Origin of the sequence: Candidatus Accumulibacter contiguus, from assembly GCF_036625285.1 — a bacterium.
Lineage (GTDB): Bacteria > Pseudomonadota > Gammaproteobacteria > Burkholderiales > Rhodocyclaceae > Accumulibacter > Accumulibacter contiguus.
Genome location: NZ_JAZKUC010000001.1, coordinates 256,905 through 281,814, shown reverse-complemented (window position 1 = coordinate 281,814; position 24,910 = coordinate 256,905). Strand labels below are relative to the sequence as shown.

22 protein-coding genes, 1 pseudogene and 1 riboswitch are annotated in these 24,910 nt (G+C 60.7%); of the genes and pseudogenes, 8 read left to right on the top strand and 15 right to left on the bottom strand.

Features of this window, described 5'->3' with window-relative positions; all coding sequences use genetic code 11:
• Position 1: 1 nt before the first annotated feature.
• The 3 genes from V5B59_RS01370 to V5B59_RS01360 form a co-directional block, all read right to left on the bottom strand.
• Positions 2–1,051 carry a M14 family metallopeptidase gene (locus V5B59_RS01370; RefSeq protein ID WP_034918400.1) on the bottom strand — a complete coding sequence of 350 codons (1,050 nt, stop codon included), beginning with the start codon at positions 1,049–1,051 and terminating at the stop codon, positions 2–4.
• 7 nt (positions 1,052–1,058) lie between these two features.
• Positions 1,059–2,480, bottom strand: coding sequence for a glutamate-cysteine ligase family protein (locus V5B59_RS01365; protein WP_169070400.1), 1,422 nt, complete (start codon positions 2,478–2,480; stop codon positions 1,059–1,061).
• A gap of 164 nt (positions 2,481–2,644) precedes the next feature.
• On the bottom strand, positions 2,645–3,157 hold the full coding sequence (locus V5B59_RS01360; protein WP_034916397.1) for a DUF1269 domain-containing protein: 513 nt from the start codon (positions 3,155–3,157) through the stop codon (positions 2,645–2,647).
• 218 nt (positions 3,158–3,375) lie between these two features.
• Between V5B59_RS01360 and cas7g the strand changes: the two genes are divergently transcribed.
• On the top strand, positions 3,376–4,206 hold the full coding sequence (gene cas7g, locus V5B59_RS01355) for a type I-G CRISPR-associated RAMP protein Csb1/Cas7g (protein WP_169070437.1): 831 nt from the start codon (positions 3,376–3,378) through the stop codon (positions 4,204–4,206).
• Positions 4,207–4,363: 157 nt separating this feature from the next.
• Here the strand turns inward: cas7g and V5B59_RS01350 are convergent, their stop codons facing one another.
• Complete coding sequence (locus V5B59_RS01350) at positions 4,364–5,596, bottom strand: class I SAM-dependent methyltransferase (RefSeq protein WP_332351468.1); 1,233 nt, start codon at positions 5,594–5,596, stop codon at positions 4,364–4,366.
• Positions 5,597–6,076: 480 nt separating this feature from the next.
• Between V5B59_RS01350 and V5B59_RS01345 the strand changes: the two genes are divergently transcribed.
• Entirely contained in the window at positions 6,077–8,128 is a 2,052-nt protein-coding gene (locus tag V5B59_RS01345; protein WP_332351466.1) for an efflux transporter outer membrane subunit, read from the top strand.
• Positions 8,129–8,264: 136 nt separating this feature from the next.
• On the opposite strand, the gene V5B59_RS01340 is transcribed toward V5B59_RS01345, so the two are convergent.
• The gene (locus V5B59_RS01340) at positions 8,265–9,275 is read right to left on the bottom strand and encodes a hypothetical protein (protein WP_169070403.1); all 1,011 of its coding nucleotides are present in this window, start codon (positions 9,273–9,275) and stop codon (positions 8,265–8,267) included.
• 27 nt (positions 9,276–9,302) lie between these two features.
• Positions 9,303–9,611 carry a phosphatase domain-containing protein gene (locus V5B59_RS01335; RefSeq protein ID WP_288129804.1) on the bottom strand — a complete coding sequence of 103 codons (309 nt, stop codon included), beginning with the start codon at positions 9,609–9,611 and terminating at the stop codon, positions 9,303–9,305.
• A gap of 275 nt (positions 9,612–9,886) precedes the next feature.
• On the opposite strand from V5B59_RS01335, the gene V5B59_RS01330 reads away from it, so the two are divergent.
• The 3 genes from V5B59_RS01330 to V5B59_RS01320 are packed head-to-tail and all read left to right on the top strand — an operon-like array spanning position 9,887 to position 13,865.
• Positions 9,887–10,378: an ISAs1 family transposase gene (locus V5B59_RS01330; RefSeq protein WP_169070405.1), complete on the top strand. Its 492-nt coding sequence runs from the start codon at positions 9,887–9,889 to the stop codon at positions 10,376–10,378.
• The gene (locus V5B59_RS01325) at positions 10,378–12,522 is read left to right on the top strand and encodes a peptidase domain-containing ABC transporter (RefSeq protein WP_169070406.1); all 2,145 of its coding nucleotides are present in this window, start codon (positions 10,378–10,380) and stop codon (positions 12,520–12,522) included. The genes V5B59_RS01330 and V5B59_RS01325 overlap by 1 nt, the downstream gene beginning before the upstream one ends.
• A complete protein-coding gene (locus tag V5B59_RS01320) occupies positions 12,495–13,865 on the top strand; it encodes an HlyD family type I secretion periplasmic adaptor subunit (RefSeq protein ID WP_169070407.1) in 1,371 nt (456 codons plus the stop codon). Before V5B59_RS01325 ends, V5B59_RS01320 begins: the two co-directional genes overlap by 28 nt.
• 54 nt (positions 13,866–13,919) lie before the next feature.
• Here V5B59_RS01320 and V5B59_RS01315 read toward each other — a convergent pair whose 3' ends face one another.
• Both V5B59_RS01315 and V5B59_RS26045 read right to left on the bottom strand, forming a co-directional pair.
• Positions 13,920–16,826 carry a M10 family metallopeptidase C-terminal domain-containing protein gene (locus tag V5B59_RS01315; RefSeq protein WP_332351460.1) on the bottom strand — a complete coding sequence of 969 codons (2,907 nt, stop codon included), beginning with the start codon at positions 16,824–16,826 and terminating at the stop codon, positions 13,920–13,922.
• Between the two features lie 102 nt (positions 16,827–16,928).
• A pseudogene (locus V5B59_RS26045) lies at positions 16,929–17,150 on the bottom strand (matrixin family metalloprotease); the annotation flags it as partial.
• Between V5B59_RS26045 and V5B59_RS01310 the strand changes: the two are divergent.
• The 3 genes from V5B59_RS01310 to V5B59_RS01300 all read left to right on the top strand — a co-directional run bounded on the left by V5B59_RS01310 (position 17,079) and on the right by V5B59_RS01300 (position 18,834).
• A complete protein-coding gene (locus tag V5B59_RS01310; protein ID WP_332351458.1) occupies positions 17,079–17,267 on the top strand; it encodes a hypothetical protein in 189 nt (62 codons plus the stop codon). The pseudogene V5B59_RS26045 and the gene V5B59_RS01310 sit on opposite strands and share 72 nt — an antisense overlap.
• A 169-nt stretch (positions 17,268–17,436) precedes the next feature.
• Positions 17,437–17,524, bottom strand: a riboswitch (cyclic di-GMP riboswitch).
• Positions 17,525–17,567: 43 nt separating this feature from the next.
• A complete protein-coding gene (locus V5B59_RS01305; protein WP_332352162.1) occupies positions 17,568–17,954 on the top strand; it encodes an EscU/YscU/HrcU family type III secretion system export apparatus switch protein in 387 nt (128 codons plus the stop codon).
• A gap of 82 nt (positions 17,955–18,036) precedes the next feature.
• Positions 18,037–18,834 (top strand): flagellar brake protein, encoded by a 798-nt coding sequence (locus V5B59_RS01300; RefSeq protein WP_034908632.1) that lies wholly within the window; start codon positions 18,037–18,039, stop codon positions 18,832–18,834.
• Positions 18,835–18,926: 92 nt separating this feature from the next.
• On the opposite strand, the gene frdD is transcribed toward V5B59_RS01300, so the two are convergent.
• From frdD to V5B59_RS01265, 7 genes are all read right to left on the bottom strand, one after another.
• Positions 18,927–19,298, bottom strand: a complete 372-nt coding sequence (gene frdD, locus V5B59_RS01295) for a fumarate reductase subunit FrdD (RefSeq protein WP_034908635.1) — start codon at positions 19,296–19,298, stop codon at positions 18,927–18,929.
• Positions 19,295–19,693, bottom strand: a complete 399-nt coding sequence (locus V5B59_RS01290) for a fumarate reductase (protein ID WP_034908637.1) — start codon at positions 19,691–19,693, stop codon at positions 19,295–19,297. Before V5B59_RS01290 ends, frdD begins: the two co-directional genes overlap by 4 nt.
• Positions 19,690–20,445 (bottom strand): succinate dehydrogenase/fumarate reductase iron-sulfur subunit, encoded by a 756-nt coding sequence (locus tag V5B59_RS01285; protein ID WP_169070410.1) that lies wholly within the window; start codon positions 20,443–20,445, stop codon positions 19,690–19,692. Before V5B59_RS01285 ends, V5B59_RS01290 begins: the two co-directional genes overlap by 4 nt.
• The gene (frdA, locus tag V5B59_RS01280) at positions 20,438–22,225 is read right to left on the bottom strand and encodes a fumarate reductase (quinol) flavoprotein subunit (protein ID WP_169070411.1); all 1,788 of its coding nucleotides are present in this window, start codon (positions 22,223–22,225) and stop codon (positions 20,438–20,440) included. The genes V5B59_RS01285 and frdA overlap by 8 nt, the downstream gene beginning before the upstream one ends.
• 98 nt (positions 22,226–22,323) lie before the next feature.
• Entirely contained in the window at positions 22,324–23,124 is an 801-nt protein-coding gene (rquA, locus tag V5B59_RS01275; RefSeq protein ID WP_332351453.1) for a rhodoquinone biosynthesis methyltransferase RquA, read from the bottom strand.
• Between the two features lie 143 nt (positions 23,125–23,267).
• Positions 23,268–24,056: a TatD family hydrolase gene (locus V5B59_RS01270; protein WP_169070412.1), complete on the bottom strand. Its 789-nt coding sequence runs from the start codon at positions 24,054–24,056 to the stop codon at positions 23,268–23,270.
• A gap of 8 nt (positions 24,057–24,064) precedes the next feature.
• Positions 24,065–24,859, bottom strand: a complete 795-nt coding sequence (locus V5B59_RS01265) for an enoyl-CoA hydratase/isomerase family protein (RefSeq protein WP_169070413.1) — start codon at positions 24,857–24,859, stop codon at positions 24,065–24,067.
• Between the last annotated feature and the right edge of the window lie 51 nt (positions 24,860–24,910).

Sequence of the window (24,910 nt, the reverse complement as noted above, 5' to 3'; positions counted from 1 at the left end):
GCTAGTCGATGACGCTAGCGCACAACTCCAGGGCAGCGTGTTCGCGGCGGGGAAAAGGCAGTCTTTCCATCAGGTAACACAGACAGTCCTGGCGAACGACCCGCTCGTCCAGCGTCAACATCGCCGGCATGGCCGCGCGCCGCAAACGGATCATCCCCGCGCGGCAGTCGAAGAACTCCGCCGTCACGTCGCTTCCGCCCTCGTCACGCACCTCGACCGGCAAAGGCAGGCGCGTGCGTCCGAAGACCGTACCGGGATCGAGCTGTCGGAAATTCATGTGATCGAGCTGGGGATCGAAATCAATGTCGGCCAACGCCTTGCCAAAGCCGAACGATGCCGTAATCGGCACCCGCACCGTCGCGACCGTATGGTAGAGATCGATGTCATGCTCGTGCACGTCGTGGGACGGGAACTGCGCGAGATGCAGGCAGGCTTCGACGAAGCGTGCAGCATGCGCCTCGTTGGCGGCGATTCCGGGCTTGCCGCATTCGATGGTCAGGGCCGGACAAAGTGGCGAAAACGCCGTCGTCTGTGTCCCTGCAAGGCCGCGGAAGCAGACGACGGTGCGGGAAAACAGCAAGGCCAGGTGCAGGACCGTCTGGTCGATCTGATTGACCACGCAGTAATGCGGATTGAGACCGGTGTTGTTGTGAATATCGATACTGGCGAAGAGGCCGCGTGCCTGCATCAAGCGATGCACCTCGCTCATCGCCGCGTGCTCCGGCGAATCCGTGTGGGCAATCGCCCCTGGCCAGACGCGATTGTAGTCGGGTTGCTGGTCGAGCCGGCGCATTCCCACACGCGCTGCACTGATATTGCCGATCAGAATCGACAGTGCCCGTGGCAGCCGCCGTCCGGCGTAGGCGCGCAGAACACTCTGCAGCGCGACGACGCCGCTGTCTTCGTTGCCATGCAGCAGCACCGAGACGAACAGCGGCGTCGGACGGCGTCCGGGCAAGTGGATCAGCGTCGGTCCGGGCAGAATGCGGTGCAGTTCGCGGGCCGGGGTGTCAAGAAAACGTTCGGGCAGGGTGTCGAGGACAGTCAGCATGCAGCACTCATATCGGCCACTCATGCACGGGCATGAGGTGGCGCTGGTGGTCGAGATAATCGGCGGTCAGCCGGAAGAAGTCATGGTGTTTCCGGTAATGGGCGAGCTGCCAGACTGCACCATTGCAGCGGCTGCGCAAGCGGCCGGAAATCACCTCCAGGTAGCGCTTGATGTCGGCGGCCGCCAGATCGAGCTGCACCAGCCCAGCGCGCGCCAGCGGCAGCAAGACCTGTTCCAGCAACTCGCCGGCAGGCATGCGGCGTCCATTGAGCCACATCAGTTGCGCGTCGAAACCGTCCCGCGCGGCACGGTAGAAATTGTCCTGTGCGATGGCGAAAGGCAGTTGTGATTCGGGCGGAAGATCCTGTCTCGCGAGCATGCGTACGCTGCCGTAATAGAAGGCCGCATTGGCGATCATGTCGATGATGCTGGGCCCGGCGGGCATCACCCGTTGTTCAACGCGCAAGTGCGGCAACTCGTTGTCGTCAAAGCCGATGAGCAGGCGATTCCAGCGCCAGATGGTGCCGTTGTGCAGGCGCAGGTGAGCATACGACTCGACCGGCCCCGGTATTTCGACCGGCAGCAGCACCGCATAATTCGCCAGATTCTCGGCGAAACACGCCGTCGGGTCGGCACCCAGGTAGCCCGAGCCGAAAGTCACCCGCATATGCTGCGGATGTCCGGGGTCACAGCAATCGACGGCCTGCTCGAAGAGCGGCACGCGCGTTTCATGCCAGAGTGCGCGCTCGAACAGGAACGGCGAATTGGCGGACAGCGCCAGCAGCGGCGCAGCGAGAATCAGCGACGCGTTATAGGTACGCGCCGCTTCGCTGGCCGGCGTCTGCAGATGCACCTGGAAAGACGTGGTCGCCGCTTCGAGCATCACGTCGGCGTGCGTCGTGGACAGGTTTTCGATGCCGGCAATATCGAGCGTCAGTGGCCGACCGCCACGGAGCAGTAGAATCTGCTCGTTGAGCATCGCGTAACGCCTGTATGGCGACATGCTGGCCAGCGACAGATCGGCCTCGCGGATGGTCGGCAGCGTGCCGATGGCGATCAGGGCCGCATCTTCAAGCGCTGCGACGCGCAGGCACTGCTGCCAGGTAGCGACGAGTTCGTTCTCCAGCAGCGACAGCGCCGTAGCGCACAGAGGCTGCGGGGTGCCGTTGAGTTCGACGTTGAAGCGCGACAACTCGGGCACCACCAGCGGGCTGGCCATGCGCGCCAGAAACGACACATTGCGCGGCACCGGGAACAGGTTTTCGTCGATCAGCCAGGCTTCGAGTTCGAAACCTGCGACCAGGCCGGTGTTGGCGAAATCGCCACGGGCGTAGGCGTCCTGGGCGTGCCGTGTCTCCAGCGCCAGTCGCTGGCTGAAACGTACAAAGTCGTCAGCGGTGAAACCGTTGTTGCCAATCTCCTTTCCCATCGGCCATTCCCTCAGTATGCGCCTCGACCCTCGGTGTGCAGGCAGAGTACGTGCGTCGTTCAATTAAGGTCCTTGGCAACCGAACTACAGGAGAAACGATGATCACCTTGCCGGAGGGATCCACGACAGCCACTGATTGTTTTCAGGCGACCCTCGGGGGTGGCTCAGGCCTCGCCGGCGGTTGCTGCCTGGGTAGTAGCGTCAAGCACCGCCTGCAGCTTGGCTTCCTCTTCGTGGGTGAGCGAAGTCTTGATCACCTTGCCGCCGGTCCCCTGCAACTCTTCGAGAACCTTGTCGGGCGTCGCCTTGCGTACCAGCACGAAGAGCACCGAGCTGCCATTCCGGAAAGTCGCCGCCAGGTTCTTCATGAAGTCGTCGTTGATCCCGACATCGCTCAGCGCCCCGCTGACTGCACCCGCCCCGACGCCGACCGCCAGACCGAGCAGGGGATTCATGAAAATCAGGCCGATCAGCGTCCCCCAGAAGCCGCCGCTCAGCGCGCCGCTGGCGGTGAGGTTGAACATCTGGTGCAGCTTCACCTTGCCCTTGTCGTCCTTGACCGCGACCACCGCGTCCTCGAGATCGATCAGGTAGTCCTGCTGCAACTTGCGCAGCCTGGTGCGCACCTCCTCGGCCTGGAATGGATCGTCGTAGGCGACCACTATCAGATTGCTCATGAAGCATTCTCCTTCCGCTTGATTGATGTGAAAGTTGCGTGAGCGACTCACGAACATCCCCTCTCTGGAAATGGAAAAATGGGAACGAGATGGGAAATTCGCGGGACATTATAGGCGATGATTCCCTGATGCAGGCGTACTAGTCTTTTGACACGACTGGCTGCGCAGGGCTTGGTGGCCCTCAAGCCGCACATCGCGAGACAGACACCAACGACCAGATACCCCATCGGGCATACGACGCGATCCTGCGCGACTCCTCTCTCAACGGTGAGTCATTCCGCAACACCGCCATTGGGCAGGCGGTCATCGCCGCCTGCCCGGCCGATGCCTCGGCCTTGCTGCGCTACGATCCGGCCGTGCTGCTGTTCGGCGGTTGGGACTCGACGGGGTTGCACGGCAACAAGGGGCAGGAGAGGAAATGGCCGGCGGCAGTGAGCGTCGAGATCTACGGTACCCATGCGACGCCTATCCATCGGGCAGGCGGGCGCCTCGATCCACTGGGCATTACGCTGGATGCCGGGCGGGTGATCCGCGAGGGCGCCTCTTACCGACTGGTCCCTGAGGGAGAGAAGGCACCACCTGGAGCAGAGCGCCCCTCGGAGATCAACCACGGCAACATCGCACCGACGATCAGCCCGAAAGGAGTCCTGGTCGAAGAGATCAAGCTGTCCGGGGCATTGAGCCTGTCGCGCCTGCGCCGCTACCGCTTCGGTGGAGATGAAAGCCAAGACGTGGCCGCGCGCACGCTGCTCGCGCTCATGGGCATCTACGGGATCGCCGCCGTCATCGAGGATGGTCTGGACCTGCGCCGGGACTGCGAACTGGTTGCCGACAGCGTCGCCTGGGCCATCCGTGGAACGGGCAGCAGCGAGCCCCTGGCAGTCACCGTGGCAGATGCGCGGCAGGCCCTGAAGCGGGCGCTCGCCGACATCGATCTCGCCAGCCCGGTACTCTTCACGGCCGACCACAACCTGGAGCAACTTCGTCATCAATTTATTGACAATGTTGGTCTCATCCCGCTCTTCGGGGCGGGCTTCGTTGAAGGGTGATCCGGGCATCGCAGATGTACCCGTTCAGGATGTCTCATCCCGCTCTTCGGAGCGGGCTTCGTTGAAGGATCCTGGAAATGTTCGGCTTGAGCGGAGCCGAAGCCAGACCCGAGCCAAGGAAGCCACGAGGGACGGTCCCACACCGACCGTAACACAGCTATGCGATCTTCTGCTGACGTGCAGGCCCCGTCACACCGGCAGTGGTTTTGATTAGTGCCGGCTTCTGCATTTCGCGGAACACTGCGGGAAGCATGGCCGTTTCTAGGGTCCTCTGGCTAAACAGGAAACGTCCATCCACGACAAAGCCGAGGTGCTCCCACGGGACGGCGCTGTTCAACAGATCCACTACCCGGCCGAGATCCATCTCGGGATACTTCGGAAACAGAGCAAGGATCGATCCATCGTAGGCAGGACAGTCATGAACAAAAAAAGGCTGCTGTCGACGAGTCTTGCTGTTTACGTAGATTCTGGGCGCGGACGATTGGTGATAGGCCCGGCCCCATTTCCACCAGTTCCCCTCATCAAAGGCCCGAACCCGTCTCGCCAATAGATGCTCTTTGTGTGGTAACAGGCTGGGATGCTGGATGTTATAGAGCATCCGGCGCGTCTCTCCAGTATCGCGCGTCTTCGAGCAGACGAACTCGACGTTGCCCTCGGGATGCGCAAAGACCGGATCGGCCCCGGACACAGCCCCGACTCTTACGTCGAACAGCGACGACAAGGGGACAGTCATTCCCGCTTCCAGGAAGGCGATCTGGCCTTTCATCTCGGTAAACCTGCGATCTTCCCAATCCTGGTCGCCGAGAACCTGCCATTTCGTCGTACGTGAGAAATTCCCGAGTTCGAAGCGGAATATGGCACAGTTCGGCACCGCACCCTGGAATATCTTCTGATCTCCCGTTTCGATCCAGTGAGTGATCGTACCTTGCTCGTATAACCAGGCATTTAAGTGTCTAGCGGCCGTAAGCTTGATGAAGTCGCGAGGCACGATGAAGATCAGTTCTCCTCTCGGCTTCAGGTGCCGCACCGCTTTCTCGATAAAGAACAGGTACAGGTTGCTACGGGCGTCGAAGCGTTTGGCGTTGAGCAGCGCCTTGGTCGCCGGTTCGATATCCTGATAGCGGACATACGGCGGATTGCCGATGACGGTGAAGAATCGCTCCGTCTCGGGGTAGGCGAAGAAGTTTGTGACCAAAGCCCCTTCCGGAGCCACTGCCGGGTCATTCTCAATCGCGACGCAGTTCGCGATGCGCGTCGAAAACGCACCATCGCCCGCCGAGGGTTCAAGCACTCTACCTTGTTGCTGTCGCAATCCCAACATGAGGCGCACGATCCGCTCGGGCGTAAATACCTGACCGCGGTTGGCTACGTTGAGTCGATGGTCGCTCATTCGCCAGGACCTTCCCTAAGTTTCTTCCCAACGGAAGTATCCGATCAGATCCTTCGGGTCGGCGTGCTCCAGGCCGGCCTTGGTATGGGGGATTTTGAGGTCCAGATCATCGTGCGTTCTTTCTGTCAATCGATCAGACTCTCGAAGCTGGTCGCGAAGGTTATCGGATGAACGGATTGTATCAATCCTTTATGAATATCGTTGAAAAATCGAGGTTTGCCTCAATGGTGACACTGATCCGGCTACATCGCCGAAACCTGGACGTAGTCCTTGCGGACTTCGCACTCAACGCAGATCCGCCAGCGCATGCCGCTGCCCCCACGACCGGCGCACCGACGACCTCGCCCGCCCAAGCAGCCCTATCTGATGCAGGTGGTGGCGTAGCGTGGGTGGCCGGAATGATGATCAAGGCCGAAAATCCCGTTCAAACTTGCACAATACAAGCGATAATTCAACCCTTTCCTGGCGCATCAAACGCGCATGCTGAGGCGGTGGCGGCGGGAGCTGCGAACCGGTGATTGCAGCTCTCTTGGACAGGCCAACTGCTTTGACCGAATGAATCAAAAGCTTGCAGCTTCAAACAGGTCGCACCTTGCCGGCCGGCATGGGCTGTGGACCCTGCTTTGTGTACAGGCACTGACTGGCTGCATCAGCCTGCCAGGCAGCTACCGCATACCCGATCTTTCCCTGCCCGCTCAGTACCAGGATGCGGCCAGTACCGGGACGGCCCCGTCCACTTCAGGGCAGACCGCCGCTCCGCCCGCGGAAGCAAGTCCATCGAACCCACCGGAACCAGCCCCTGCCGAAACTCCGGTGGATTGGTGGAGTGACTTCGGAAACCGTGAACTCCAGGGTCTGATCGATCGTGCGCTCTCCAACAATCCGGATATCCGGATTGCGCTGAACCGTATCGTCCAGGCCAAGGCCAGGGCAGAGCAGGCCGCTGCGGGTAAATATCCAGGCCTTTCCGCTCCCTTGGTGATTGCGCAACAGTCTCCCGGTGGCGTTACGGTAGGAACGGCTCCGGCTGGCGGCGTCTCGAATGTGAGCAGCAACAGAACTTCGCAACGCACCTATCAGGCCAGCATCCGGGCGGACTGGCGGCTGGACATCTGGGGCGAGCAAAGCGCCCTGGCGGAATCCGCCAACTTTCAGCTCTGGCGGGCCGTCCATGAACGGGAAAACGTCCAGAGGAATCTGACGGCCAGCCTCGCTACCCACTACGTTGAATTCCTGTCCCTCAATGATCGCCTCAGAATCGCAGTCGAGACCGAAGAAGTGCTGAGCGCAACCCTGGCCACCATCGAGAAGCGGGTCAAGGCTGGCGACGCCACCCTTTCCGAACTTGAGCAGCAACGGGCGGCAATTTTCGCCATACGCGCAACCATCCCCACCCTGGAACAGCAGAAGCTCGACGCCATTGGCGCCATGGCGTTTCTGCTGGGTACGGTCCCCGGCAAACTCAAGCTCTCCAATGACGGACTCGACTCCCTGACCATTCCGAGTGTGGCCCCTGGCCTGCCCTCGGCCCTGCTGCTACGCCGGCCCGATGTGCGCGTGGCGGAAGCCCAGCTTCTGGCCGCGAATGCCGACGTGAACGTCGCCCGGGCGCGCATTCTCCCCCCCATGGACCTGTCGGCACAGATCGGCTACAGCGGCATTGCCCTGTCGCAACTGTTCCAGCCCCAAACCTTGTTCTGGAATGTCGTGGACAACCTGGTCGTCAGTATTTTCGATGGTGGCAGGAAGCGGAACGAGCAGCTGTTCTCACAAGCCGTCCGCGAAGAAATGGTGGAAAGCTATGCGCGCACCGTCTACCAGGCCATGAAGGAAGTGGAAAGCGCTCTGACTTCTGTTCGCCTGGCGGAACGGCGCCTGACCGCCCAATGGGAAGCCAGCAAGGCCGCTCGCCGTGCCTGGGATATCAACATCAGGGTCTACGCGGTGGGAGGAACCGACTATCTGAGCTTGCTGGAAACCCAACGCAGTTATCACCGCTACCTGGACGACTACCAGAGGATCCGAATGGAATTTTTTCGGGGTTACATCAGCCTGTTCCAGGCTCTGGGCGGCGGGTTGAAGGCAGAGCGCCGTGCACCGGCCGGCGGCGAAGCCACTGCCGGTTCGACCCGGCGGCTACCGCTGTCTACCGAAGCCATGCCGGTCATCCCGGTGTACGAGGGTTCGCAAGCAAGCGCGGACACTCTCTGGCAGGTGGAACTGGCCGGTCTTTATCATCACTCGACGATCGACGCAACCTGGCGTGACCTGCACAATCGTTATCCATTTTACATGGAAGGGCGCAGCCTCCAGCCACAGCTCAAAGGCCGCATCGAGGAAGGTGACGGCGTTCAGCAATCCTGGTATCAGTTGTACATCGCGAATTTCAACAGTCAGGCGGAGGCCGAAGAATATTGCCTCACCCTGAAAGCCGATCAGCAACGCTGTCGGGTGGTCTCCCCGGAGACGGACGCCACGCTTCTGGACAATGCGCATTCCCGGCGCCCTGGTACTAGTAGTTCGTTCCATTAAATGGGCTACAGATCAGGCAGCTTTCATGTGTGGTATGAGAACCACGGCCATTGTCGTCTATTTTGTAACTATATTGGCGGAACTTACTCCAAGACGCGACGGCTCTTCCTGCGCAGCCGCCGGCCGACGCAGCCTTCTACTTGGTGATAGCTGCAAATTCATCTGCGAGTTCCAGCATGTCTTGCCCTGGCGTTGAATAGCTGACGATCCGGACTTCGATTCCTGCATTCTGCATGGAGGACAGGGCTCTGCGAATTGCCGCAGCGATCCAGCGCGCATTGTTGCCGAAGGCGCCGCCTCCCACACGCGTCAGGTACACCACCGGGCTGCCGTGCTGCTGCATGTTGAGCATCGCCGACAAAAGCGTGGCCTCATAGGTTGCCTCGAGGATCAGTGTTGCAAAGCGCGCCCAGTTCGCCGGTCTCTGAATTCGGTTATAGCTCACCGGAAGTGCTGAACAATAGACCTGAGACACCCGATGGCCGGCGCCCTCGTCCGTCACCTCGACATCCCAATGCACGCCAATGCGCAGTCGCCCTCGAAGCTCATCGAGTTGCGCCGAATCCATCGATGACAACAGATCATCGACCTTGGCAAGGCCCTCATCATTCGTGAGGCAGTAGCCGTTGCGCATCTGCCAGAGCCGATCCTGCACATTGTCCAGAGCGGTACCGATGTCGTGCAGGCAGTCGATCTGCCGATCCACGCGCTGGCCGAACTGCCCATCCACCGGTGCAAAGTAGTTGCGGTAGATGGTGCCGGCCCCCGCAGCGATGGCGCAGGCGGGCCCCTGGGTCGCGTCCTGCTCGTAGCGCGTCACTCCCTGCTCCGGCGTGACCCTCTCCGAAACCATCTCCAGCAGATTGAACTGCGAAGCCACCTGAAACAGCGCACCCGCGTTGCCGCGGTTGGCGTGCATGCGCCGCACATCGCCCGCTACGCACGAAACGCGAGTGGGCCCCTGACCACTGACCAGGCCTGCCGCCCGGAGCCGCAATTCCGCCAAGCTGGGCGTCTCCAACTGCCCGACGGCGCAGGTGCGCGCGCTGTTGCGCGAGTGCAGTCGCCCGTTGACGATCGACAGCCGCGCGCGCGTCTCGTCGTAGCCGTCCTCCCTGAAACCCGTGATGCGTTCGAACCAGTCCATGATGTGTGCCTCGATACAGGTGGCGGCTCAGGCCGGTCTCGGCCTATAGCCCAGGATGTAGCGCTCCTGCGCCGCAGTTTCGATCGCATTGGGCCGAGCCGCACGCACTCGCCGGATCGCGTCCTGCGGCGCCACGCCGAGTTCCACCAGCAGGCAGGCCGCCACCGTCCCGGCGCGACCCAGTCCCCCTCGGCAATGGACCAGGACGCGGCCGCCATCGGCGACCAACCGGTGCAACTGCAAGGCCACGCCGGGCCAATCCGCCTCGAACCCGGAACCCGGTGCGTTCAGGTCCGCGATCGGCAGGTGGTGCCACTGAAGGCCGCGCTCAAGGATTCGCTGACTAGGACGCGTCGTTTAGGCGACGCGTATCCGGACTTTCAGTCCGCAACATAGACCCACCGGCTTTAGCCGGTGGTTGTTTAGTGGCAGAATGCCTATATGATACCCACTATAGACACAATATCACCAACCAAATGGCCAAACAGCAGGGCAATCGCCTACGCAAATGTCGTAAGCAACTGACAATGCTCGCTACCTATCCTCTATGACGAAGTATTGATTTTGGAATGGCCATGGGGTCTACTTCCTCTTTTTGGGAGGGTGGCCGGATGACTCTGGTAGAAACGTTTTCGGGATTGCCGGATAGCCGTCGAGGTCCGGCGAAGCGGTACGTCTTGATGGAGATGGTAGTGATGGCTTTATGCGCGATCCTGTGTGGCGCCGACCATTGGGTGGAGGTAGCGGACTGGTGTCGGGATCGGCAACAGTGCTTGCGGGAACGATTCGGGTGGTCTCTGAAGGGAGGCACCCCGTCGCACGACCCGTTTGGCGATCTCTTTCGGGTGCTGGATGCGAAGGGATTCGAGGAGCGGTTTCGGCAGTGGATCGCGGGGGTGGTCGGCGTTGTAGACGGAGTGGCTGCTTTCGATGGGAAGACCTTGCGTGGATCGGGAAAGAAAGGAAGCAATGAGCTTCTGCACCTGGTGACGGCCTATGTGGTGGAAAATGGTAAAGTCGCCGCTGCCTCTGGCAGCATGCAAGCTTATCGACAATTCAATGACACCTTGGCCTCTGGCCTCACGTCAGCAATTTCCTGGTAATGACTGAAAAATTCTCGCACAGCGTTGTTCAGTGCCTCGCCGCGATCGCCCAGAATCAGGGGATCAGGATCAATCCTGAACGCCTGATCCACGATTTCGCCCTGGCGGATGAAGAGCCGGCAGCGCCCCTGGTGTTGCGGATGGCCGCCGACATCGGCATGAAGGCGAAGGCGGACAGGCTGACCTGGAGCAAACTCGTCGCCCAGCAAGGGGTGTTCCCCGTGCTGGCCCGCCTCAACACGGGTGCCGGCGTGATCGTGGTCGGGATCCGGCAGGAGGGAGAGAGCAAACAGGTGGCGGTCGTCGATCCCTGTGCTGGTGCGGTAGCGATCACCTTTTATTCCGAAGAGGCGTTTGGCGCGATCTGGGGCGGCGATGTCATCCTGCTCAAAAGGGCTCATTCGCTCTTCGATGCGCAACAGCCTTTCGGCCTGCGCTGGTTCATTCCGGAAATTCTGAAGCAGCGCACCGCCTTCCGGGACGTGTTCATCGCCGGCATGGCGATGAACGTCCTGGCCCTTGCCTCACCCCTGTTCTTCCAGGTAGTGATCGACAAGGTGCTGGTACACCAGAATGCATCGACCCTGATGGTGCTCACCGCCGGGGTGATCATTGCCATGCTGTTCGATGCGGCCTTCGGCTATCTGCGCCAGATACTGCTGTTGGCGGCGACCAACAAGATCGACATGCATGTGACCCGCCGGGCTTTCGGCCACCTGCTCTCCCTGTCGATCGACTTTTTCGAGCTCTCCACCGCCGGGGTGGTCACCCGCCAGATGCAGCAACTGGAAGGCATCCGCCATTTCCTCACCGGCCGTTTGCTGTTTGCCGGCATGGATGCTCTGGCCCTGGTGATCTTCCTGCCGCTGCTGTTCACCTACTCCTTCAAGCTGGCGCTGATCGTGCTGGGATTCGCTCTCATCATCGCCCTCATCATCACCATTTTGCTACCCACTTTCCGCAAACGTCTGGACCGGCTCAACAGTGCCGAAGGCGTCCGCCAGGCGCTGCTGGTGGAGACCATCCACGGCATGCGGACGGTCAAGGCCCTGGCCATCGAACCGGTGCAGCGCAAGGCCTGGGACCAGTTATCGGCGGAAGCCATCAACGCCCATTTCGCAGTCGGAAAACTGGCGATTTCCGGCAACCTGGCCACGGACTTCCTGGGCAAGCTGATGCCGGTGGTGATCGTCTTCATCGGTGCCCAGAGCATCTTCGATCAGACCATGAGCGTCGGGGTACTGATCGCCTTTCAGATGCTGTCGGGACGAGTGATCAATCCGTTGATCCAGATCGTGAGCCTGATCAACGAATATCAGCAGACGGCCGTGTCCGTGCGCATGCTGGCGGAAATCATGAACCGGCCTCCGGAAGGACGGATCGGCGCCGGCGGCCTGCGGCCCCTGCTGAAAGGACAGATCACCTTCGAGGAGGTGACCTTCCGCTACCCTGGCGCCAGCGTCAATGCACTGGACCGGACCAGCTTCACGATCCCGGCGGGCGCCGTCGTCGGTGTCGTGGGACGCAGTGGTTCAGGAAAAACCACCCTGACCAAGCTGATCCAGGGACTCTACCCGGTGCAGGAAGGCCTCGTCCGCTTTGACGGCATCGATGCCCGGGAGATCGATCTTTCTCATCTCCGCCGCCAGATCGGGGTAGTCCTGCAGGAGAATTTTCTTTTCCGCGGCAGCATTCGCGACAATCTCACCATCACCAAGCCCGATGCCAGCATCGAGGAAATCGTCGCGGCCGCCCAGGCGGCCGGGGCCGATGAATTCATCGAACGAATGCCGCAAGGATACGACACGCTGCTGGAGGAGAACGCATCGAATCTGAGTGGCGGGCAGAAACAACGCCTTTCGATTGCCCGTTCCCTGCTGGCCAAGCCCAACATCCTGATTCTCGACGAAGCCGCCAGTGCTCTCGACCCGGAGAGCGAGGCCATTTTCATCCGCAACCTGTCCCGGATCGCCGTGGGCAGGACGGTGATGATGATTTCCCACCGATTGTCCACCCTGATCAATGCCGATGTGGTTCTGGTCATGCAGAATGGCCGCTTGTCGGACTGGGGTACGCATACACAACTGCTTTCTCGCTGTCAAACCTACCAGCACCTATGGAACCAACAGACAGGCCATCTTTGATTCGCCGGCTGTGGTCCCGGCAGACGGTTGATCAGCCTGCCCTGGATTTCCTGCCCGATGCGGACGAAATCGAAAGGCGGCCACTGCCCCGCTCGGCCAGTTTCACCCTGCACCTCCTCGCTCTGGCACTGCTTGCCTTCCTCCTGCTGGCGACCTTCTCGGAAATCGACCTGGTGATCACCGCCCGGGGAAGATTGATCACCCCTCTGCCGAATATCGTCCTGCAACCGCTGGACACCGCCATCATCCAGCAGATCAATGTCAAGCCCGGGCAGATCGTGAAAAAGGGGGAGCAACTCGCCACCCTCGACCCGACCTTTACCGAAGCGGATGAAACCCAGTTGAGGACCCGCCTGGGCAGCCTCGATAATGAACGTGCCAGACTGGAAGCGGAACTGTCGGGCAAAACCGTTACCACCGACGCCATGGCCAGTGATGACAAGAAGATCCAGGGCCGCCTTGCCGACGAGCGACAGGCCAGCTATCTCGCCCAGATGCGACGACTGGATGAAAATATTGCCCGCCTCCGGGCGTCCCAGGAAACCAACCGCCGCGACCAGACCGCGATGAATTCCCGCGTCCAGGTACTCCGGGAAATGGTCGCCATGCTCGAACCCCTGGTAGCCCAGCAATACGCGGTGCGCGCCCGCCTGCTGGACGCCCAGGATCGCCTGCTCGAAGCGGAGCGAGGCGCCCAAATGGCCCGTAGTCGGGAACAGGAACTCCAGAAGGAACGTACTGGACTGGAAGCCGAACGTCTGTCCTTCCAGACCGGCTGGCGACAAAAAATCATGGAGGAACTTCTCGCCCTCTCCCGTGAGCGGGATTCGGTCAACGAGCAGTTGCAGAAGGCGGACAAACGTCACCAGTTGGTGGTCCTGACCGCACCCTCTGACGCCGTGGTGCTGGAGGTCGCCAAGCTCTCCGCCGGTTCCGTCGCCAAGGCCGCCGAAGCCTTGTTCACCCTGGTTCCCCTGGGAGAGGGCCTGGAGGCCGAGGTCCAGATCGAATCCGCGGATGTGGGTTATGTCAAACTCGGCGACCGGGTGCACATGAAGGTGGATGCCTATCCCTTCCAGTTGCACGGTGCCCTGGATGGAGAACTGCGCACGATCAGCGAAGACGCCTTCCGTCGCGAGAACGTCGCTGTTGGCGGCAGCGAGGCCTACTATTTGGGCCGTATCCGGTTGACCACGACCCAGCTCAACCGGCTTCCCAAACACGCTCGCCTGCTTCCCGGCATGACCATCAGCGCCGAGATCACGGTGGGCAAGCGCTCGGTGATTTCCTATCTGCTATGGCCGCTGATCAAGGCACTCGATGAGTCGGTCCGCGAACCGTAAAGGAGTGTTCCGGAAAAGTCCATCTTCGCAAACCCTGCGCATGCGGACCCCCATTCAGATCAGAAGAAAGTCGCCATGATCAAGTGTGGGGTGAGTTGCAAGACCCAAGACCGCGATTTCCACTGCTGCGCCCTTGCCGCTGCCATCGGCATCGTAGTACAGGGAGCCCGTGCTCGTGTTATAGACCACCCGGTCATCTGCATCGTGGCCCTTGACCGCATCGGCACCCGCCCAGAACTGCGCTTCACCCAAAGCGCCGGTCGTCTTTCCCAGTCCCTTGAATACCAGCAGGCTGAGTTGGATATGGTCTGTTCCTGACTCGAAATCGACGAGGACATCCCGGTTGTTGGCAGCGTTCGGTGCCGTGTTGAGCACGAAATGATCTTCACCATCGCCGCTGGTAAGGGTATCGTTACCCAGGCCTCCGAACAGCGTGTCGTTGCCGTTGCCAGCGAGTAGCTGGTCGGCGCCTCCTCCGCCTTCGATCCGGTCAGCAAATGCCGTTCCCGTCAGGACGTTGGCACCGGCATTGCCGATCATGGTGATCGCGTTGGCCAATGCCGACGCATCGGCATTGAGTGCTGCCGAACCCGTGCTCGAGGCCACCACGCCGGTACCCGTGCCAAGAACCACCCGCTCGATACCCGTATCGCCCGCAAACAGTGTCAGGGTACTGGCGGTGGTGGCTGCGAAACGCACTTCGTCAATACCGGAGCTACCAGTATCCGCAATCTCGGCTGCAGTATGAGCGGCGGCGAGCCCGATCAGGTAGATGTCGGAACCCTCCTCACCATCCATCAGGTCGGTACCGGCCTGGCCGTTCAGGAGATCGTTGCCGCTGCCGCCATCGATCTGGTCAGCGAAGGCCGTTCCGGTCAGGATGTTCGCACCGGCATTGCCAATCATGGTGATGGCGTTGCTCAACGGCGACGCATCGACATTGAGTGCGATCGTACCCGCACTGTTCGCCACAGCGTCGCTGCCAGTACCAATCACCAGCCGCTCGATGCCCGTGTCTCCGGCATACAGCTTAAGGGTACCGGCACTGGTGGCCGCGAAACGCACTTCATCAACCCCGGTGCTGCCGGCATCGGCGATCTCGGCCGACGAATGCTCGGCAGGTAGTCCGAACAGGTAAAGGTCGGAACCCTCACCACCATTCAGGCTGTCGACCCCGCCCAGACCATTCAGGACATTATCACCACTGTTGCCGGTGATGATGTTGGCAAGCGTATTGCCCGTTCCCATGAGATTGGCCGTCCCGGTCAGTTCGAGCTTTTCGACATTGGCTCCCAGGGTCCAGGATACCGATGCTTTTACCAGATCCTTGCCGTCCGCGGCGCTGCTTTCGGTAACGACATCGGAGACGTTATCCACCAGGTAAATGTCGTCGCCCTTTCCGCCGGCGAGCTGGTCCGTGCCAGTACCACCGTCAAGCAAGTCGTTGCCCATTCCGGCTTCCAGCGTATCGTTGCCGCCAAGACCATACAAGGAGTCATTTCCTGCCGTACCGGTAAGGACATTGACCGTATCATCGCCCTCGAGCGTCAACCCGGAACAGGGAGCGGCGCTGATCAGGTAACTGCCGGTGGACAGGGCATGGTCCTTGGCTGCCAGGTAAAAGCTTCCGCTGGCGGTCGGCGTATAAATGATCTGTGAATCGGTGGTGGACAGGCCGGCATTATCATTCTGAGTAATGACTGCCAATTTGGAGGAATACAGTTCAAGGTAGGGGTCGATACTCCCGCTGACCCGCGCCAGTTTGAAGATATAGCTGTTGTTGGCCTTCAGGGTGACCTTGAAGAGGTCGCCGTCGGACGCCTGCTCGATGACGCCGGACACGGCCGCCCCCCCGACGGTAATCGCTCCGCGCGTATTCGTCGTCATGGGATAGTCGTCCGGAACGGCAGTGACGTCATCGTTGCGGATCGTGCCCGTAGCGCTTGTCGTACCCAGTACCAGCCCTGATGAAGGGTTGCCCAGGCTGAGGGTAAAATTCTCGTCAGACTCGACGACGGTGTCCCCGACGATGAGCACCTGGACCGTCTTCGTCGTTTCGCCGGGCTGAAAGGTGACGACACCGGAAGTGGCGCCGGTAAAGTCGGAAGAGTTGGCCGGAGATGCACCGGATCCGTCCAGAGTCCAGCCGACGGTTTGCGTGGTCCCGCTCGCTTTGCTGAGGCTGACATTGAAAACGTAGGCCGTGGATCCGCTATTGCCTTCGGCGATCGAAGCAGCGCCAGCGGCGATCGATACCTGCACGGATCCAGGATCAGGGTCAGATGACGCATCTGCCGACAACTCGCTGGCCGACTTGGTCACATTCGAGAAGACGAAGGTCTCGACATTCTTGATCAAGTCCGAACCGGAGCCGCTACTCGAGAAGGTAAAGCCCTGATTGATGGTATAAGAGAACGTATACTCCGAAAAAGCACCGGCAAACACCACCGTATCATTGCCGGCCCCGCCGTCGAGTGTATCGTTGCCCGCACCTGCCACCAGCGTGTCGTCGCCCGACCCTCCAACCAAAGAGTCTGTTCCGGGACCGCCATCGAGATAATTATTCAGGGAATTGCCGGTGATCGAGTCGGCACCGGTGCCCCCAATCGCATTTTCGATATTGCAGGTATACGCGATGGCGATGTTGTAGGTCATGCTGTTGCATGAGGAATAGGCGCCAGGCGTGAGATCGATCAGGCTCGGCGTGGACCATCCGCTCAGGTTGAGCGTATCGGTTCCAGCGGAGTCGTAAATGGTCAGGATCGGATGAAGGTTGACCGAGAAATTGTAGATTGTGGACAGGGTGCCGAAATCGGTGCTGCCAAATCCGTAGGTCGTATCATCTGTGCGGGTCGTGGTTTCGGCACCGTACATACTCTGTATGGCCATGATGTCATTGAGCATCGGCGTCTGCGGCGAATACAACTTCCCGTCCGCACCGACCCAGTCGGCCCAGGCCACCAGGCCCACCCCACTGGACGAACCCGAACCCCAATTGGGACCAAAGTAGGACATCACCGAATAGACACCACTGTCCTGATAGCTCGATGGCGTCCAGGAACCTCCACCATTGTAGTTGCCCATGTGATCCAGCCCGAAAGCATGGCCGATCTCATGCACGTAGGCCAGAAACGAATGCGCGCCCACCTCGGGGTTCATCAGGTCGGAATAGGCACGACTGAACCACACGCTGCCAGTCGTCGGGAAGTAGGCATGCGCGTATTCAACACCAGTGGTCGAAGTCCCGAATTCGATATTCGACGAACCGGACGTGACCTTGACCAGATCCGGGACGATGAGATCATCCCAGGTCTGCAGCGCAAGTGTGGCGGCAGCCTGCTGGAGGGAATTCAGTCCCTGAAATCCCGCCTGCTCCTGACTACCGTAGAGACCGCTCGATGAGGTCGGGAAGGCGTAGGTGATTGTGCTGCCGGACCAATGAGAACCGGAATCAAGCTGCGCGAGAATTTGCTGCTGTGTCCAGGATGCGAGTGCCACGCGACCAATCCTTCATGAGAGAAGGCAGCAAGGTCGAGGGCAAGCAGAAATTGAACAGCAAAAATCGCTGAATCTATGCAACCCGGCCACCCTTCCTGACGATCAGGTTAGGGCCCTCGGCTTTGCGTCCGGAGATTTCTCCCCGTTTGCCTTTGGATAAGATGTAGCGAATAATACACGTGACGGTCGTTTTGTCAATCGATTATTGAGGCAAAGACGACAAACCCTGATCGCGAAGGGTCTCGTGGCACCACAGGGAGGAACATGCCCAAAGCACCAGTCAACCCGCAGAAAAATGCCGTCGCCCTCGCCTACAGCCAGACTGACTCCGCACCACGCGTGGTGGCCAGAGGGCGGGGCTTGGTGGCCGAGCAGATCATCGCGCGCGCGCACGAGCATGGCGTTTATGTGCATGAATCAGCGGAACTGGTATCGCTGCTGATGCAGGTCGATCTCGACCAGCACATCCCGCCGCAGCTCTATCTGGCCGTAGCCGAACTGCTGGCCTGGCTCTACCGGCTCGAAAATGGCCAGGCAGCGTCGCCAGCACCCATCTTCCCGGCCACAGCTGAAGCAGCTCTGAAGCCATGAGATCGGTGTCGTCCGCGTCGTCCATTACCCCGCTTGCGGTTTTGCATTAAACTGCCCGCTCCAGCCGATTCCGGGAAGGACAATGGAAAACACGGACGTACAAGCAGAACAGGCACCGCTCCGATTCGAAATCGAACAGCCCAAAGAATACGATCAATACCTGTTGTACTCTAGAGCCGAGATTGCCGCGATCCTACGCGCTCTGATGCAGAAAAGGGCACTGGTCAGCGCCTACTTCAACAACAACCGCTCCTTCCTGCTGACTGCGGTGCTGGCGGTGGACATGGCGGCAGACACACTGGTTCTCGACTGCGGTCGCGAGAGCGGGACCAACCATCAGGCCTTGCTGGCCAAACAACTGCTGCTGACCGCTGCGATCGACAAGGTGAAGGTGCAGTTCACCCTCGGCAAACTCTCGGAGACGCAGCATGCCGGACTACCTGCCTTCAGCGCTGCGCTTCCCGACAAGCTGTTGAGACTACAGCGGCGTGAGTGTTTTCGCCTCTCGACACCGATCACCAAGCCGGTCAAATGCATCGCCATGATCAAACGTGCCGATGGCAGCACCTTCCTGCTCGAGGCATCATTGCTGGATATCAGTGGTGGCGGGATCGGGCTGATGGCACCGCCAAGTCTGGCCGCCCTGCTGCAGCGCGGCGCTGTCATGAGCGACTGCAAGGTCAGTCTGCCTGACGAGGGTCTGCTGGTCGCCAGTCTGTGCGTACGCAACAAACTGGACTTGACCACCAAGGGTGGGTCCCACTACGTTCGTGTCGGCTGCCAGTTCATTGCCTTGCCCGGTGCAAGGATGAACATGCTGCAACGCTACATCAACCGCATCGAGCGCGAGCGCAAAGCGCGGCTGAGTGGCATGGCCTAGCGAAGTGCGCGGCAGCGTACTGTGCTGCCGCGGCGGGGCCGCCCCATCCGGAGAAACTTCCGTAGCGGCCACCGCCCCCTTGCCTGAAAAGACTAGAAACCAATCCGCAGCAATGCGTACGCGGCGAGTAGCGTCCCCAGCATCGCCATCCCGTAGCAGAGCAGCTTGGCACCCGTGCCGGCGTGAATACCGACATCGTGCAGGCTGTGATAGATCCGGTGCGCGGCGTGCCACAGGAAAAGCGCGATGATCGCGAAGATGAAGCCCTTGCCGATAAAATTCTGGGCAAAAGCAAGCATGTGCGGGTAGCTCATCGTATCTGGCGGCAGGACAACGCCGAGCGGCACGGCGATGCCGGTAATGAACACCAGCATCGGACCGAGCAGCGCCGACAACATGCCGCCGGCGCCGAACAGCGCCCAGAAGATCGGCGCGTTGGAACGTTTCAGTGTCGTAGGTTTCATCGTGCCATCCCCCATACCAGACCAAGCAGGGCAGCGCTCGCCGCCGCCGCGACGGCGAGGCCGCTCCCGGTGATTGCCCAGGCCGAGAGCCGCTGGCCGCCGACGATCACCGGTGGCATGGTCCTCGGCATGATCTTGAACCAGGTGTAGGTGTGGTAGCCGATCGCCACCAGAGCCAGCAGGTGGAAGCCGATGTACCACGGGTTTTTCAGCGCCATCAGCCATTCGTTCCAGGCAGCCTCACCCTGCGACAGCCGCAGCAGGCCGAACAGCAGAATCCCTGCGTAGGCCGCCACGAAGAGGGCGGTCGCCTCGTGAATCATGTACTCGACGAAGAATGGATTCTTCTTCCACCAGCCGTCCATCGAGCGAACATAGGGTCGACGCTTGTTCACTTGGCACCTCCCTTCGGAGTAAGGAAACGCAGAAAATAATCCGCAGCACTGTTGGTCTTGTTCTGGTTGACAGCGTTCGCTGGATCGACCTGCTTCGGACACACCTCGGAGCAATAACCCACCGCCGTGCAATTGAAAACGCCCTCTTCCGAGTTGACCAGTTCCATGCGCTCCGCCTTGCCGCCGTCGCGCGAATCGACGTTGTAGCGGTGCAGCAGAGCCGTCGCTGCCGGTCCGATGAAGCTGGAGTTGAGACCGAACTGCGGACAGGCAGCGTAGCACAACAGGCAGTTGATGCACGAACTGAACTGCTCGTAGGCATTCAGTTGCTCGGGCGTCTGCAGGTATTCACCCTGCGCCAGCGTACGCGGCTCCTTCGGGATGATGTAGGGCTGGATACTTTCCAGTTTCTCGATGAAACCCTCGATGTTGACCACCAGATCGCGCTCGATCGGAAAATGCGACAGGGCTTCGACGCGCACCCGTGCCGGGTAGAAATCGCGCAGGAAGGTCTGGCACGACAGGCTCGGTTCGCCGTTGATCATCATGCCGCAGCTGCCGCAGATCGCCATCCGGCACGACCAGCGAAAACTCAGCGAACCATCGAGGTAGTCCTTGATGTACTGCACGCCCTGCAATACCGACATGTCGTCGGTGAAGGGGACTTCGAAGACCTGCTTGTGCGGTTCCTTGTCCTTTTCCGGGTGATAGCGCAGAACCTCGATTTCGATGACTTTCTGATTCTCAGACATTGGATGCCTTCCTTTCCTGCTCGGCTTTCTCGCCTGCGGCACCGTAGGCACGCGTGCCCGGTTTCGATTTGGTGATCTTGACAGGACCGTAGTCGATGCGCGGCGCGCCACCAGCGACATAGTGTGCCTGCGAGTGCTGCAGGAAGTTGATATCGTCGCGCGCTTCGAAACCGTCGAGTCGCTGATGCGCACCGCGCGACTCGCGCCGGTTGATCGCCGAATACGCCATCGCCTGGGCGACGTCAAGCTGGTAATCGAGCTCGATCGCCAGCAGCCACTCGGTGTTCCAGACGCTCGACTTGTCCTCGAGATTGACATTCTTGAAACGCGCCTTGAGTTCGTCGAGCTTGTCACAGGTTTTCTGCATCGTCTCGGCCAAGCGATAGATGCCGCAGCCGTCCTCCATCGTTTGCGCCATTTCCTTGCGCAGCGTCGCGATACGTTCGCTCCCACCGCTCTTCGTCTTCAGGCCGACAACCCGCTGCTCAACGGCCTGCGCCTGCTTGAGCAGGCTTGCCGAATTCCCCGGCACCACCGATCTGGCGAAGCGAGCGGCTTCGACGCCCGCCACCTTGCCGAAGACGAGAAGTTCGGAAAGGGAATTCGATCCCAGACGATTGGCGCCATGGATACCGACGCTCGAACATTCGCCGGCGGCATAGAGGCCCGGCAGCGGCGCGGCGCAGAGGCCGTCGACGAGGATTCCTCCCATGGTGTAGTGCACCGCCGGGCGAATCGGTATCGGCGCAAGTGCCGGATCGACGCCAAGAAACTGTTCGGCCAGTTCGCAGATCTGCGGCAGTCGCTCGCGCAGCTTGGCATGTCCCAGATGACGAAGGTCCAGATGCACCACCGAACCGTGCTTGCCTTCGATGGTGCGGCCCTTTTGTTGCTCATGCCAGAAAGCCTGGCTGAGACGGTCGCGTGGTCCGAGTTCCATGGCCTTGTTCCGTGGCGACGGCTCCGCCGGACCGAGACCGTAGTCCTGAAGGTAGCGGTAGCCATCCTTGTTCACCAGGAAGCCGCCTTCGCCGCGGCATGCCTCGGTGAATAGCAAGCCGGTTCCAGGCATGCAGGTCGGGTGATACTGGACGAATTCCATGTCGCGCAAGGGCACGCCGTGACGATAGGCGAGCGCCATGCCATCGCCGGTGACCACGCCGCCGTTGGTGTTCTCGCGGAACACGCGGCCGGCGCCGCCGGTGGCGATGATCACCGACCTGCATTCGACCAGAGTGAATTCTCCCGAAGCGATCTCGATCGCCACGACGCCCTGCACGCGCCCGTCCTCGACCACCAGATCAACGCAGAAATGTTCATCGAAGCGCTTGATCGATGGGTACTTGATCGATGTCTGGAAGAGGGTGTGCAGCATGTGAAAGCCGGTCTTGTCGGCGGCAAACCAGGTGCGCTCGATCTTCATGCCACCAAACGCGCGCACGTTGACGTGGCCGTCCGGGGTCCGGCTCCACGGGCAGCCCCAGTGCTCGAGCTGCGTCAGTTCCTCGGTGCATTGCGCCACGAAGTACTCGACCACATCCTGTTCGCACAACCAGTCGCCACCCCCAACAGTATCGTTGAAGTGATACTCGAGGCTGTCCGTCGCCTGCTTGACTCCCGCTGAGCCACCTTCTGCAGAAACCGTGTGGCTACGCATCGGATAGACCTTTGAAACCAGCGCAATCCTCAGTGCGGGATCAGATTCTGCCACAGCAATCGCTGCCCGCAGACCTGCCCCGCCGCCGCCGACGATCACCACGTCTGCCTTGTATATCTCCACGCTTTTTCCTTTCTCGCGCCGGGCATCGCCGGCGACGATCCACATTCCCAAAGCCCCGTCGGAAATGCTCGCTCCGACAGGACCAACGAATCAGCTACTCACCGGCTTGCTGATGTTTTACCTGTTTCAGCAACCTTGAGCGTCAACATCTGATACATGCCACCAAAGAAGCGTTGTTTGCCGAGTGAAACGAAGCTCCCATCTTTCGGCAACCAGGCCGTGACTTCCTCACTGAAGAGATCACGGGCAAAGGGTTCGAGCCGGTCGAGAACCGGCTTCCAGAAATAGCGCAGCGGGTTGAAGCGGCTCGGCGGAGCATAGTCTACGATGGTTAGGGTACCGCCGGGGCGGACGACCCGCAGCGCTTCGGCCAGCGTTCTTTCGCGTACGGCCTGCGGCTGCTCATGCAGCAGGAAGAACAGCAAGGCCCGGTCAAAGCTTGCGTCGGCAAAACCGAGCGCCGCCGAATCCATGCAATGCAGCTTGATCGGCGCCTGCGGGCCCAGCTTGCCAGCGAGGTTCTCCAACTGGATTGGCAGGATGTCGGCAATTTCCAGCGAACCCCCCGGCGCCACGCAGGCCGCCAGTCGCGGCGTCAGATCGCCATAGGCACAGGCGATCTGCAAGGTACGGCCCGGAAGCTGGTGTCCGTAATCATGCAGCACCGCATTACAGAGACGCTTGTAATTGCCCCAGAGAATCAGATTGACCAGCCATTGCCGCTCGAAGACATGCACTGCACGCGGATGCACATAGGCCCACCAATAATGGGCTTGTAAGTACTGAGGGATGGCAGGCAGAACCTTCTTGACCGCCACGCAGGTGGAAACGGGTGCATCGAAGTTATTTTTCATATATAAGAGAGTGCGAACATTTGCGTTCAGCAAAATGCCTTTCAAGATCGGTGAGCCTGGGCGAAGTGCCTGCATAGATCCTGCCCTAGCAGATAAGTTCCTGCATGCTGTTCCGCGGATTCGGGAATCCGCAGCCCACCTGCGCGGAAATTACGCAGCCCAAAGCCCTCAGGCCGTACCCTACCCGATCAGTCAGCCGAACGCAACCGAGGCAGCACGGCCATGGCGTTCAACGCTGTCGCCTTCGCCAGCTCACTCGCGTCGATGCCGCGCAACTCCGCCAGCACTGTGTTGATCCGCGACAACTGTGCTGGCGTGTTGCGGCCACCGGCCAGCCAGGCCGGAGGCATGTCCGGTGCATCGGTTTCGAGCACGATCGCGTCCAGGGGCAGTGCCGCCGCCAACTGGCGGATGCGCGTCGAGCCGCTGTAGGTCATTGCGCCACCGAAACCGAGTTTGAAGCCCAGCCGGAGGAACTCTTCCGCCTGTTGACGACTGCCATTGAAGGCGTGTGCGATGCCGCCGGTCACCCTGATCCGGCGCAGATTCTTGAGCACCTGATCGACCGCGCGGCGGACATGCAGGAGAACCGGCAATTCCATGTCACGGGCGATTTTCAGTTGTTCGACGAAAAAGAACTCCTGCTGCTCGATCTGCCGATCGGCAACAAAGAAGTCGAGGCCGATCTCCCCTACTGCCAGCGGCCGCTGTGGAGCATCAGAAGCTCGCACCAGCCATTCGCGCAAGGTCTTCAGATCGTCTTTGCCGGCGTGCTGCACATAAAGCGGGTGAATGCCGTATGCCGGCGAACATTCGGCGTAACGCGTGCAACAATCGTACACCTCGGCAAAGCTCGCCGCGTCGACCGCCGGCACGACGATGGCCGCCACCCCGGACAGCTGCGCCGCCTCCAGCAGCTCGTCCCGGTCGGCCGCGAATTCAGCCGCTGCGAGGTGGCAATGGGTGTCAATCAGCATGCATGGTACTAGCCCAGGCCGTAGGATGCCTTGCGACGCTCGAAGAAAGCGGCTAGCCCCTCGTTGAAGTCGGGATCGGCGCCGCAGGCGGCAAAAGCACGCTGCTCGGCCTGCAATTGCGCCTCCAGCGCAGTACCCAGCGACTGGTTGAGCAAGGCCTTGGTGCGTGCCAGCGCCGCAGCCGGCCCCATGGCCAGGCGCTGCGCCAGCATCGCCGCCTCGACCGACAATTGCGCCCAGGGCACGACACGGTTGACCAGGCCCAGTTCCCTCGCCCGCGTGGCGTCGAAGCGGTCGCCCAGCAGGGCAATCTCCATCGCCTGCTTGAGGCCGACCTGCCGCGGCAGGGACCAGGTCGCGCCGCCATCCGGGGACAGGGCGATATTGCTGTAAGCCAGCGTGAAGTAGGCGTTATCGGCGGCCAGCACCAGATCGCAGGCCATCATCAGCGACATCCCGAAGCCGGCAACAGCGCCGTGCACGGCAGCGATTGCCGGCTTGCCCATGCCCTTGAGGGTGAGGATCGAAGCATGCGCGACGGCAATCAGTTCCTCGAAGCAACGTTGCCGCTCATGCGGCGACAAGGCGAGCTGGTCACGAAACCATTTCAGGTCACCACCAGCCATGAAGTGATCGCCAGCGCCGCGCAGTATGACGACGCGCACCTCCGGATCGAAAGCGGCGCGCGCGCTCAACGCGCGCAACTCGTCGATCATCGCCAGATTGAGCGCGTTCAGCGACCCCGGCCGGTTAAGGGTCAAGGTGGCGACGTGCTCGCTGAACTCGTAGATCACGGTACTCATGGGGTCTCCTGTGCGCGGTATGTGTGGCGCGGTATGGTGCGATTCGCGTTC

What these genes read in the sequence shown, in the direction of transcription:
- V5B59_RS01300 (WP_034908632.1), top strand. Translation starts at nt 18,037, where the DNA reads ATGGAAAACACGGACGTACAAGCAGAACAGGCACCGCTCCGATTCGAA.
- V5B59_RS01325 (WP_169070406.1), top strand. Translation starts at nt 10,378, where the DNA reads ATGACTGAAAAATTCTCGCACAGCGTTGTTCAGTGCCTCGCCGCGATC.
- frdD (WP_034908635.1), bottom strand. Translation starts at nt 19,298, where the DNA reads ATGAAACCTACGACACTGAAACGTTCCAACGCGCCGATCTTCTGGGCG.
- V5B59_RS01365 (WP_169070400.1), bottom strand. Translation starts at nt 2,480, where the DNA reads ATGGGAAAGGAGATTGGCAACAACGGTTTCACCGCTGACGACTTTGTA.
- V5B59_RS01320 (WP_169070407.1), top strand. Translation starts at nt 12,495, where the DNA reads ATGGAACCAACAGACAGGCCATCTTTGATTCGCCGGCTGTGGTCCCGG.
- V5B59_RS01285 (WP_169070410.1), bottom strand. Translation starts at nt 20,445, where the DNA reads ATGTCTGAGAATCAGAAAGTCATCGAAATCGAGGTTCTGCGCTATCAC.
- V5B59_RS01270 (WP_169070412.1), bottom strand. Translation starts at nt 24,056, where the DNA reads ATGCTGATTGACACCCATTGCCACCTCGCAGCGGCTGAATTCGCGGCC.
- V5B59_RS01370 (WP_034918400.1), bottom strand. Translation starts at nt 1,051, where the DNA reads ATGCTGACTGTCCTCGACACCCTGCCCGAACGTTTTCTTGACACCCCG.
- V5B59_RS01345 (WP_332351466.1), top strand. Translation starts at nt 6,077, where the DNA reads ATGCTGAGGCGGTGGCGGCGGGAGCTGCGAACCGGTGATTGCAGCTCT.
- V5B59_RS01350 (WP_332351468.1), bottom strand. Translation starts at nt 5,596, where the DNA reads ATGAGCGACCATCGACTCAACGTAGCCAACCGCGGTCAGGTATTTACG.
- V5B59_RS01265 (WP_169070413.1), bottom strand. Translation starts at nt 24,859, where the DNA reads ATGAGTACCGTGATCTACGAGTTCAGCGAGCACGTCGCCACCTTGACC.
- V5B59_RS01310 (WP_332351458.1), top strand. Translation starts at nt 17,079, where the DNA reads ATGCGCGTATTCAACACCAGTGGTCGAAGTCCCGAATTCGATATTCGA.
- V5B59_RS01330 (WP_169070405.1), top strand. Translation starts at nt 9,887, where the DNA reads ATGACTCTGGTAGAAACGTTTTCGGGATTGCCGGATAGCCGTCGAGGT.
- V5B59_RS01340 (WP_169070403.1), bottom strand. Translation starts at nt 9,275, where the DNA reads ATGGACTGGTTCGAACGCATCACGGGTTTCAGGGAGGACGGCTACGAC.
- V5B59_RS01360 (WP_034916397.1), bottom strand. Translation starts at nt 3,157, where the DNA reads ATGAGCAATCTGATAGTGGTCGCCTACGACGATCCATTCCAGGCCGAG.